The organism is Lentilactobacillus parakefiri (assembly GCF_002157585.1).
Lineage (GTDB): Bacteria > Bacillota > Bacilli > Lactobacillales > Lactobacillaceae > Lentilactobacillus > Lentilactobacillus parakefiri.
In genome coordinates this window covers 7,218-19,350 of the sequence record NZ_BDGB01000030.1, presented here as the reverse complement: position 1 = coordinate 19,350, position 12,133 = coordinate 7,218, and the positions used below count along the sequence as shown (strand labels likewise).

Below are 12,133 nucleotides of genomic sequence, written 5' to 3'. Positions count from 1 at the left end.
TGATTAGATATGATATTCTTAATTCGGGTCATGAAGATACCTCTTTCTTGTTTGTGGTGAATTAAGAATAGGTCTTCATGGCCTTTTTGACTAGTCTGAATAAAGAACTGGTCTAGTAGAGCAGGTGTTGCACTTCAATTTTAAATCGAGGCAATTTATTTTGCGATCAAAAAAAGGATGAAAAAATAAAAAAGTCGTCCCTACCTTTGACCGGTTGAACAACTTAATCAGACTATAGCTGTGCCACCTTAAGGGTGGTCTGTAAGGTCGGTGTTACAGCACCGGCCTTTTGTTGTGCCATCAGATATTCCCTAAATCCACAAGTAAAAAGCCACCGCCATAGGCCCCTTAGTTAACGAGCGACCCTAGTCGGTGGTTATTTTTTTACTGTATCATTCAACGCCAATGGTTCCCAGAACAAATCTCAGGACGGTTAACTCATGAGAGCAGCGATACCTGGCAGCTAATTAAAAAATCTTATGATGTAATTACGGACAACTTGTTCTCCATAATTATTTCAAAGGAGTCTTTTATTATGACCACTAAATCGTCTAACAATCGATACTCAGCCGAATTTAAATCATCTATCGTGGCACTACACCAAACTGGCTGCTCTGCTGATTCCTTATATAAGGAATAGGATCTTATGTCAAGCTTTCGGACAAATAAATGCAAATAGTCATTGGCACAACTGGCCAGCTTTAAAAGGGCGCCTATGGCGCAACTGCGAACGTTACCTACAAACTAGTCGAATTATGATAGCCTTAGCCTTTATTAGCCTTTTTTGAAACGTTATTAAAGATTAAAAACAGGTTCTTAGCAAATATATGTGAGAAGGATTTCAAATGTTTATTAGTTCATGCATAATAGGTGATGTGCCTGAAGGAGTTTACTGGGCAACATTATTTTGAGGAGTTTTATCGTATGAAAGTTAATAATTATCACATAGGTCTCGATATCGGGACATCGTCAATTGGTTGGGTCGCAATGGGAGAAGACGGCAAGCCTTTACGCGTTAAAGGGAAGACGGCGATTGGTGCCCGACTATTCCGAGAAGGCAACCCAGCTGCTGATCGGCGGATGTTCAGAACGACTCGTCGCCGTCTGAACAGACGAAAGTGGCGGTTGAAATTATTGGATGAAATATTTGATCCATATATCACACCTGTGGACAGTACTTTTTTTGCCCGTTTAAAACAATCTAATTGGTCGCCCAAAGATTCACGTAAGGCATTCAAAGACTCAACGCTGTTCCCAGATTTAACCGACAAACAGTACCACCTCGATTACCCAACCATTTATCACTTACGTCATGCGCTCATGACTCAGGATAAACAGTTCGATATTCGGATGGTGTATTTGGCACTTCATCACATTGTCAAGTATCGTGGAAATTTCTTAAATTCAACACCGGTGGATTCCTTCAAAGCATCGAAAGTGAATTTTGATGATCAATTTAAAAAGTTAAATGAGTTATATACAGCAATAAATCCTGAAGAATCTTTCCAAATTAATTTCGCAAATAGTGAAAAGATCGGCCAACAATTTCTTGACCCATCCATTCGTAAGTTTGATAAGAAAAAGCAAATTTCAAAAATTGTCCCAGTTACAATGGACGATAAAGCCGTGGACAAACTTAACGGCAAGATTGCTTCAGAAATCGTCAATGCTATTTTAGGATATAAATCCAAGCTGGATGTGGCCGTGCAGTGTGACCCAGAAGATTCAAAACCATGGGCGGTGAAATTTGATGATGAAGATATTGATGCCAAACTGCAGAAGATTTTACCTGAAATGGATGAAAATCAGCAATCGATCATTGGGATCATTCAAGACTTGTATTCTCAAGTAACCTTAAACCAAATTGTCCCAAATGGAATGTCATTATCAGAATCAATGATTAAAAAGTACAACGACCACCATGATCACTTGAAGTTATACAAAAAGTTGATTGGTCAGATTTCAGATTCCAAGAAGAAAACAGCATTGAAGAAGGCATATGATCAATATGTTGGCAACGATGGTAAAGTCATCGAACAAGATGACTTCTATTCGAGTGTGAAAAAGAATTTGGATGATTCAGAGTTATCAAAACAAATCATGGATCTGATTGACGCTGACAAATTCATGCCAAAGCAACGGACATCTCAAAATGGTGTCATTCCTCATCAACTCCACCAAAGAGAATTGGATGAAATCATCGAACACCAAAGTAAATATTATCCTTGGCTGGCAGAATCTAACCCTAACAAGCATGATCTGCACCTGGCAAAATACAAAATCGAAGAACTGGTCGCCTTTAGAATCCCATACTATGTCGGTCCAATGATTACTCCTGAGGATCAGAAAAAGTCTGGGGCCGCAGTCTTTTCTTGGATGAAACGCAAGGAACCAGGTCAAATTACGCCTTGGAACTTTGACCAGAAAGTTGATCGAATGGAATCGGCCAATAAGTTCATCAAGCGGATGACCACGAAGGACACTTATTTAATTGGTGAAGACGTTCTTCCAGACGAAAGCTTGCTGTATGAAAAGTTCAAAGTGCTTAATGAGTTGAATATGGTCCGGGTAAATGGTGACTCGTTGAAGGTTGCTGACAAACAGGCGATTTATCAAGATCTGTTTGAAAATTATAAGCACATCTCCGTTAAGAAGATGCAGAACTACATTAAAGATAAAACTGGATTGCCAAACAATCCTGACATTTCTGGTTTATCCGATCCTGATCATTTTAATAATTCATTAGGAACTTACAACGACTTCAAAAAGCTCTTCGGCGATAAAGTTGACGATCCCGACCTCCAAGATGATTTTGAGAAGATCGTTGAGTGGTCAACTGTCTTTGAAGACAAGAAAATTCTGCGGGCCAAACTCAACGAAATTTCATGGTTGTCTGATAAGCAAAAGGATGATCTTGAATCCAGTCGTTACCAAAGGTGGGGCCGACTTTCCAAGAAACTCCTGACTGGGATTGTCAACGATCAGGGTGAACGAATCATTGACGAACTTTGGAACACCAACAAGAACTTCATGCAGATTCAATCTGACGATGACTTTGCTAAACGAATCCATGAAGCCAACGCCGATCAGATGAAGGCAACTGATGTGGAAGACGTCTTGGCAGATGCATACACTTCTCCGCAAAACAAGAAGGCCATTCGACAAGTCGTTAAAGTGGTTGATGACATTCAAAGAGCAATGGGTGGTGTTGCACCTAAGTTCATCTCAATTGAATTTACCCGTTCAGAAGACCGGAATCCGCGGCGGACAATCTCACGTGAACGACAGCTCGAAGATACCTTGAAAGATACTGCTAAGACCTTGGTTAAATCCATGAACCCTGACATTCTATCTGAATTGGATAATGCTTCGAAGTCTAAGAAGGGTCTGACTGATCGCCTGTATCTTTACTTCACTCAGCTTGGGAGGGATATGTATACGGGTAAGCCAATTAATATCGATGAAATCAGTAATTATGATATTGATCATATTTTGCCACAGGCGTTTATCAAGGATGATTCATTAAGTAACCGGGTGCTTGTATCAAAGGCAGTGAACAATGGTAAGTCAGCTAATGTTCCACTGAAGCTGTTTGGCGTCAAAATGGCTCACTTCTGGAAACAGCTTGCTGAAGCGGGATTGATCAATAAACGCAAACTAAAGAATCTTCAAACGAATCCTGATACCATTAGTAAGTTTGCCATGCACGGTTTTATTAGACGACAGTTAGTGGAAACCAGCCAGGTGATCAAGCTTGTTGCAAATATTCTTGGTGACAAATATCGCAATGATGATACCAAGATTATTGAAATTACGGCTCGGATGAACCATCAGATGCGAGATGAGTTCGCCTTTATCAAGAACCGTGAAATCAATGATTACCATCATGCCTTTGATGCTTATCTGACCGCATTCTTAGGCAGATATCTATATCACAGATATATTAAGCTACGTCCTTACTTCGTTTATGGTGACTTCAAGAAATTCAGAGAAGATAAGGTTACCATGCGTAATTTCAACTTCCTGCATGATTTAACAGATGATACCCAGGCGAGAATTGCTGACACCGAAACTGGTGAGGTAATTTGGGATCGCGAAACTTCAATTAAGCAGTTGAGGGATGTTTATCATTATAAATTTATGCTGATTTCTCAAGAGGTATACACTCTCCGTGGGGCAATGTTTAACCAAACAATCTATCCAGCAGACGAGGCCGGACGGAAAAAGTTGATCCCAACGAAAGCAGATAAGGCGGTTGATGTATATGGCGGATACAGTGGTAGCAACGATGCATATATGGCGATTGTCCGAATTCACGATAAGAAGGGTGATAAGTACAAGGTTGTCGGCGTGCCAATGCGGGCGCTGGATCGGCTGAATGCTGCCAAGAATGTGAGTGATGCCAAATACGACCAAGTCCTCAAAGATGTCTTGACGCCACAATTTACAAAGTCCAAGAAAAGTCGGAAAACTGGGGAAATCAGTCAAACAGTTGAAGACTTTGAAGTTGTCTTGGGTAAAGTGATGTACCGCCAGCTTGTGATTGACGGTGATAAGAAGTTCATGCTTGGGAGTTCAACTTATCAATATAATGCCAAGCAGCTGGTCCTGTCTGATGAATCCGTTAAGACCCTTGCAAGCAAAGGAAAGCTGGATGAGGCACAGGAGAGTGCTGCGTATGATAACGTCTATGATGAGATTTTGGATAAGGTTGATCGGTATTTTGCATTGTATGATCAACGTAATTATCGGACGAACCTACATGAAGGGGAACAAAAGTTTATTGGATTACCACTACATGATACTTTTGATGGAAGTAAAAAAGTGGCCAACGGGAAGCGCGAAACCATCTCGGATATTTTAAATGGCCTGCATGCAAATGCAACTATGACTAATCTGAAAGTTCTTGGTATATCCTCACCGTTTGGAATGTTTCAATCACATGGTCCTATTAACTTGAATCCTGAAACTATAATCTTATGTCAATCACCAACTGGATTATTTGAACGTCGTATTATTTTAAGAGATCTATAACCAAAAAAGGAACCATTCTCCAAATCGAAGAATGGTTCCTTTCGCTTATGTAATGCCCATATAATGGGTCAAAAGTGGAAACTCCGCGCAAAGCGCATTGCTTGATTTTAACACAGGATGTTAAATCAATAAGGTCAAACATGTTGGGAGCTACCCAACACAAATAATAATACCCCAATTCATTAATTGAGGCAAGGGAGATTTTATTATGGGATGGCGATCAGTCGTCGTATCACAACATGCAAAGATGTCTTATTCATCAAGAAATATGATTGTTCAGACAATGGATGGGATTAACCAAGTGCCAATTGAAGATATTGACCTACTCTTGGTATCAACCACACAGGCAGTAATTACCACTGCTTTAATTAGCGAATTAGTAAAAAGCCAAGTCAAAATTATCTTCACGGATAATGCCAGTGAACCAGTCTGTGAAGCGGTTGGCTATTACCCCAATAATCGGGATGTCGATCTGATTAAGAAACAGTTTAAGTGGGATGCAAAACGACAACAATTACTTTGGACAAAGATTGTTGCCAGCAAAATTGTGAATCAAATCAATGTTTTATCGATCTATGGGGTTGAGAATGCTGACTTGATTGCTGAACTGGATAAACTGGAAGTCGATGATGTTACCAATCGGGAAGCGGTCGTTGCACGAAAGTATTTCCCATTATTATTTGATAACAAATTTAGTCGGCGCGACTTTTCTCCAGTGAATGCTGCCCTCAATTATGGGTATTCAATTCTATTGTCCAACGTTAATCGTGAGATTGTCTCCAATGGGTATCTCACATATTTGGGTATTCATCACCACAGCAACGATAATCAATTTAATTTGGGATCGGACTTGATGGAGCCTTTCCGGCCGGTGATTGACTATTGGTTGGCAAATCAGAATTTCAAGGAATTGACACCAGATGTGAAATTTGGCTTGGTAGATTTGTTGAACCTTGAAATGACCTTTAACGGCAAAGAAATGTTGTTTCGAAACATTATTTCTGAACATGTTCGCAATTGCCTGAAGTATTTAAGCGGTGAAACGGATGGAATTCAAATCGAGGTGGAATTAAAAAATGAGGTACCGAATAATGCGATTAATGGTAATGTTTGATTTGCCAGTTGAAACCAGTGAAGATCGGCGAAATTACCGGAAATTTCGAAAAGCTTTGATTAATGAAGGCTTTTTGATGATCCAGTTTTCGGTCTATGTAAGAGTATGTGTGAATAAGAAATCCGCAGACTTCATGGAGAAAAGGATTGCGGCAATTGCACCGCCTGAAGGACTGATTCAATCCTTGATAATGACTGAAAAGCAATATAATGACATGCACTTTATAGCCGGGAAGCCAAAGGAAGATGTTCGGAATTCTTCAGAAAGGACGATTATTCTATGAAAATCTCGTATGCTGCTCACAAGGAAATTGAGTTAAGTTCGAAAAGACCGACAGTGATTGCAACAAATAATCCAGCGGTCTATCATGACTTCATCGTCGGGTTGAGCTCATTCAACGACAAAGTTAAATTGTTTGATGACGCGTTTGAGTCGCTTGAAGTGAAGGATGCCATTGATTGGCAAGGGGATGTGGGGCTTAGTGATGGTGTGAGTGAAAAATATAGTTCTGGAATTTACAAGCAACTTGAAGCTGTATTGACTGATGATCAGCGTAAGTCCATAACTGACATTAACAGCCAACTGTATACCTGTGTTCAGAAATGCTTATTCATGATTGATCTACCTTTGGAAGTTACCTACGATTGGGATTTGAAGAAGCTGTTCAAGTACTGCAAAATTCACTTTAATGCTGATACCATGCAGAACCCATATGCTATAATTGAATCAATTATTAAAATTCATTTGGAGTGTGGATTGAAGTCTGCAGTTGGTCTAACTAATGTCGCTCATTATCTTAATCAGCAGCAATTAACTGACTTATCCAAGCTTACAAGTTCCACAGCGATCTCGACATTATTAGTAGAATTCACAGATATGAAGTCACAGGAGCTTTATACCAATTGCGATTTCTACTACATTGACGAGGACTTTGTTGATTGGCATTCATAACACATTAAAACCTGGTTATAAAAAATCGGTTTTAGAAGGATGTTAAATCAATAAGGTTAAACCCGCAGACAATTTATGTTCATCATCAAACGGGGTTTTAGAAGGATGTTAAATCAATAAGGTTAAACCCTCAAAAAGTGTATGTTCCAAAGTGTCATCAGTTTTAGAAGGATGTTAAATCAATAAGGTTAAACCCTTAGCTCTGCCACAGTCGCCGGTGTTATAAGTTTTAGAAGGATGTTAAATCAATAAGGTTAAACCCTCGGTTTCCTTACCAGAAACATCATAGGGAGTTTTAGAAGGATGTTAAATCAATAAGGTTAAACCCAAACTAAAGGCAAAAAGGATACTAAAAAAGGTTTTAGAAGGATGTTAAATCAATAAGGTTAAACCCACAATTTTAGCAACGCCCTTGATAACTTCTGTTTTAGAAGGATGTTAAATCAATAAGGTTAAACCCCAGTCTGAATATTCACCAACTCGGTTGTCTGTTTTAGAAGGATGTTAAATCAATAAGGTTAAACCCAACTTTAAATGTCTCTTTCATAGTTTCCTCGTTTTAGAAGGATGTTAAATCAATAAGGTTAAACCCACGGGACTGATCCGGTCGGTGATACGCTTAGTTTTAGAAGGATGTTAAATCAATAAGGTTAAACCCGGCTTAATGACCAGGTAATACTTGGTCCGAGTTTTAGAAGGATGTTAAATCAATAAGGTTAAACCCCCTTACGACACTTAACAAAGTCAAAAGGCAGTTTTAGAAGGATGTTAAATCAATAAGGTTAAACCCAAATTGATATTCCACGCCCCGAAAAGGTCTGTTTTAGAAGGATGTTAAATCAATAAGGTTAAACCCCAATTAACGCCAGCTGAAAAACATAACATTGTTTTAGAAGGATGTTAAATCAATAAGGTTAAACCCCAAATGACGATGGATATACTTTTATGATCGGTTTTAGAAGGATGTTAAATCAATAAGGTTAAACCCAACGCTTATGGATTGCTTCGTTAGTTTTTAGTTTTAGAAGGATGTTAAATCAATAAGGTTAAACCCAAGCCTATTTTACTGCTATCACACCGCAGGGTTTTAGAAGGATGTTAAATCAATAAGGTTAAACCCATAATAAGCCAAATAATAATCGCTAGACCTGTTTTAGAAGGATGTTAAATCAATAAGGTTAAACCCTTAATTTTACTGTAGTCATTCAGCACTTAGGTTTTAGAAGGATGTTAAATCAATAAGGTTAAACCCGCGAAGATGCAGATATTGCGCAAGCCTATTGTTTTAGAAGGATGTTAAATCAATAAGGTTAAACCCAAACCAAAGGCAAAAAGGATACCAGAAAGGGTTTTAGAAGGATGTTAAATCAATAAGGTTAAACCCCAGGATTGGCGAATCATGGTCAACTATGGTGTTTTAGAAGGATGTTAAATCAATAAGGTTAAACCCGATCATGAGTTATGATTCTGAAAGCATATTGTTTTAGAAGGATGTTAAATCAATAAGGTTAAACCCACACGTTGGAAAGTTTGGCCCAGGGGGTTTGTTTTAGAAGGATGTTAAATCAATAAGGTTAAACCCAAACTGACGTTCGCAATGAACGCGCTGCCAGTTTTAGAAGGATGTTAAATCAATAAGGTTAAACCCCGACAACAGATAATATATTTATACTTTCATGTTTTAGAAGGATGTTAAATCAATAAGGTTAAACCCACCATACGTATCTATCGCGCCTTTTAAGCTGTTTTAGAAGGATGTTAAATCAATAAGGTTAAACCCCCATGTATAGTCCCTTGTGCTCTTCATTCCGTTTTAGAAGGATGTTAAATCAATAAGGTTAAACCCTTTGAAATGAAAGGTTATTCAATTGATTATGTTTTAGAAGGATGTTAAATCAATAAGGTTAAACCCCTGTACATGGTACTACCGCCCACGAGTTTCGTTTTAGAAGGATGTTAAATCAATAAGGTTAAACCCTAATAAAGAGATCAAGCCATTAAAAATTACGTTTTAGAAGGATGTTAAATCAATAAGGTTAAACCCGGCTTAATCCGGCCATAATAAGTTCCCCGAGTTTTAGAAGGATGTTAAATCAATAAGGTTAAACCCTTGTAGGTCGCTTACCCGCGACCACAACTTGTTTTAGAAGGATGTTAAATCAATAAGGTTAAACCCATGCACAAGTTGCTAACTCTGTTGAAACGCGTTTTAGAAGGATGTTAAATCAATAAGGTTAAACCCGTTAATGGATTACTGACATATGTAAACATGGTTTTAGAAGGATGTTAAATCAATAAGAAGCTGTCCAAGATCTATGATTTTTGATATACTTCTATGTAAAAAGCGAGTTTAAGCTATGAAAAATTATCCCAGCAATATTACTCGGCAACAATTTGAATTAATTCGACCAGCTTTAGAAAATTTTCGTAAGCGAACTAAGCCTCGAAAATATAATCTCGGGATGACGAGAAACTGCGGATCGATCACTGACTAAATCAGTGACGGCGAACAATCAGCTATTGACAAAAGATCTGGCATGGCCTATTCTCAGGTTAATTAAACATGAGACGTTAATGAGAAGAGTAACTGGTTGGCTTACCAAACAGAGACTGCTGAATGCTGAAAATGCAGGCTAAACCAATCGGTGAAGATGAGCTCGGAGTCTTGTCGAAAGTGAAAGCTTTAGACACGTTGAGGGGTCGATATCCCCCAGAATATGATCTTTTTGATTGTATTTTTGAGGTGATTCAGCGTAAGTTGAATCACAAACTTTGGGTGGCACCACGACTAAATTCGTCCCTGGACAATTATTTTTGTTCAGGGATTTTTTGCGTCTAATGAAAATCAATCTTCATTTGAAAGGGAGCGGATCTGATGAGAATAAGTTCATCAGCAGAAAAAACATTTTTAGAAAAGGTATTTGCAACAGACGGGTTTTCAGAACATGATGGCGCCCTACTTGCCGACACATTAGTTGATGCGGATTTACGGGGCATTTCGTCCCATGGGATTCAACGGTTGGCTTGGTACACCAGCATGATCAAAGAACACATTATTGAACCCAAAAACAAAGTGAAAGTCCTAAAGGAAACGCCGACCAGCCTACTGATCGATGCCAATAAAAACATGGGTCAGATTGCCTCAGCATTTGCAATGAACAGCTTAATCGACAAAACCAAGAAATTGGGGATTTCGCTGGCTGTTATCCGCAACTCCAATCATTTCGGAACGGCCGGCTACTATGCCCGCTTAGCCGCTAAGCAAGGATTAATTGGGATTGCCTTGACCAACACGCGCCCATTAGTTGTTCCAACCAACGCGACTGAGGCCTTCTTGGGTTCCAATGCCTTCGCCTTTACTTTCCCGGCTGACCCCCATCCCTTTGTCTTCGATGGGGCGACCTCGATTGTTTCCAGTGGAAAGATTCAAGTGCTCGCCAAAAACAATCAACCCATTCCCGGCGACTGGGCGGTTGATGACCAACGACACGTGGTCACCGATGCGCAAAAAGTGGAAGACAATTTGGCCAAAGTTGCCTTCACGGAAGATGAGCCTGGCGGCGGAGTCCTAACCCTTGGTGGCTTACTTGAACAAAATTCCAACTATAAGGGATTTGGTAATTCCTTAGTGGTTGAATTATTAACGGGCATCTTAGCTCAGGGCTCAATTTCGGCTGATACCAACAAACCGGGTCGCCACGACTTCAGTCAGTTCTTCTTAACCATCAATCCGGCATTGTTTGGCGAGCTTGATGATCTCAAACAACGAGCTACTAAGATGTTTGATCGGATTCGCCACCTCAAGCACGTTCCCGGGACTCATATCATGATCCCCGGCGATCGTGAGTATAAACATTATGACGAGAATCTTAAGCAAGGCGTTGTGATTGATGATAAGACCGCTCAGGAGCTGGAGACAATTGGCAAGCAAGCCGGTGTCGTCGTTCCCCAGGCAATCTAATTTTGATTGGTATCTCCATTAATGACTAATTCTACAAAATGCTTTTCTGCAACCAAAAGCGTTATAGTAGTGGTGGTAACAAAATGATTTGAGGAGGTATTCAATTGAAAACTGTATTAATTTTAGGAGCCGCAGGTCAAATTTCCAGTTATTTGATTCCAGCCCTCTTACAACAAACTGATTTTAACTTAAAACTGTATGCTCGCAATGCCAACAATCGTATTAAAGTGACTGATCCAAGCCGAGAAACCGTCATTGATGGCGACTTCAACGACAAGGATACCTTGAATCAGGCCATGGATGGCGTTGACGCGGTGTATTTGAATGAAATGCGTGATCTCGATTCCGTTAAAAATATTGGGGCAGCAATGGATGCCAACCACGTCCGCCAATTTATCGGAGCCACCGTCCTTGGAATTGAAGATGAGGTCAAGGGCGCCTTTGGTCAGTGGAATACCAGTATGATTGAAAGCTCAATCACCAAGCGGATTAAAACCGCCAAAGTCATCAAGGATTCTGATCTCACTTACACGTTGCTGCGGTTAGCTTGGCTTTATAATAAAGACGGTAACACCAACTATGAGTTAACTGACAGCGACCAGCCATTTGGTGGGACCCAAGTGACCCGTCAAGCCGTTGCCCAACTGATTGTCAACATCTTGCAGGATGAGTCCCGGAAGTACGCCCGCAAGAGCTTAGGCGTTAACGAGCCAAATACGAATTGGGATAAACCGTCGTTTTATTAATTTGACAAGATTGGGACGAAAGGCGATTTGATCCCAGAATTTAAGTAAAAAAGTAGCGCATTCAAAACCAGAATGCGTTACTTTTTTTGGCTTAAATGGCCGAGATCAGCCGTTTGCCGCAAGTTTTATCAATCTAAAAATGGCAAGCCAAGTTGCATTGATAAGCACCTTGCTAACTAATGTCTCATCCACTTCTGTGCGGTCCTATATGTCTTGAAAACCGGTTGCCAATGGCGTCAAGTCCCCGGTGATTTCCCAGAATGGCGGTCAGTTTACAACTATTACAAAATTTGGTCAACTAAAGCTGAGCCTACGGCTGATTCTTTA

6 protein-coding genes, 2 pseudogenes and 1 CRISPR repeat array are annotated in these 12,133 nt (G+C 39.8%); all 8 genes and pseudogenes read left to right on the top strand.

Annotation, left to right across the window (positions count from 1 at the left end):
* Positions 1 to 924: 924 nt before the first annotated feature.
* Positions 925 to 5,034: a type II CRISPR RNA-guided endonuclease Cas9 gene (cas9, locus tag LPKJCM_RS02620; RefSeq protein ID WP_057962134.1), complete on the top strand. Its 4,110-nt coding sequence runs from the start codon at positions 925 to 927 to the stop codon at positions 5,032 to 5,034.
* Between the two features lie 208 nt (positions 5,035 to 5,242).
* The gene (gene cas1 / locus LPKJCM_RS02615; RefSeq protein WP_057962135.1) at positions 5,243 to 6,148 is read left to right on the top strand and encodes a type II CRISPR-associated endonuclease Cas1; all 906 of its coding nucleotides are present in this window, start codon (positions 5,243 to 5,245) and stop codon (positions 6,146 to 6,148) included.
* Positions 6,126 to 6,431: a CRISPR-associated endonuclease Cas2 gene (gene cas2 / locus LPKJCM_RS02610; protein ID WP_087069523.1), complete on the top strand. Its 306-nt coding sequence runs from the start codon at positions 6,126 to 6,128 to the stop codon at positions 6,429 to 6,431. The genes cas1 and cas2 overlap by 23 nt, the downstream gene beginning before the upstream one ends.
* Positions 6,428 to 7,099 (top strand): type II-A CRISPR-associated protein Csn2, encoded by a 672-nt coding sequence (csn2, locus tag LPKJCM_RS02605; RefSeq protein ID WP_057962136.1) that lies wholly within the window; start codon positions 6,428 to 6,430, stop codon positions 7,097 to 7,099. Before cas2 ends, csn2 begins: the two co-directional genes overlap by 4 nt.
* A gap of 28 nt (positions 7,100 to 7,127) precedes the next feature.
* Positions 7,128 to 9,407: direct repeats of the CRISPR family, unit length 36 nt; unit sequence GTTTTAGAAGGATGTTAAATCAATAAGGTTAAACCC.
* A gap of 49 nt (positions 9,408 to 9,456) precedes the next feature.
* Positions 9,457 to 9,558: pseudogene (locus tag LPKJCM_RS13300) on the top strand (IS5/IS1182 family transposase); the annotation flags it as partial.
* A gap of 416 nt (positions 9,559 to 9,974) precedes the next feature.
* On the top strand, positions 9,975 to 11,060 hold the full coding sequence (locus LPKJCM_RS02595) for an Ldh family oxidoreductase (RefSeq protein WP_057962138.1): 1,086 nt from the start codon (positions 9,975 to 9,977) through the stop codon (positions 11,058 to 11,060).
* 104 nt (positions 11,061 to 11,164) lie between these two features.
* Positions 11,165 to 11,806 (top strand): NAD(P)H-binding protein, encoded by a 642-nt coding sequence (locus LPKJCM_RS02590; protein ID WP_057962139.1) that lies wholly within the window; start codon positions 11,165 to 11,167, stop codon positions 11,804 to 11,806.
* 195 nt (positions 11,807 to 12,001) lie between these two features.
* Positions 12,002 to 12,133: pseudogene (locus LPKJCM_RS13135) on the top strand (transposase); the annotation flags it as partial.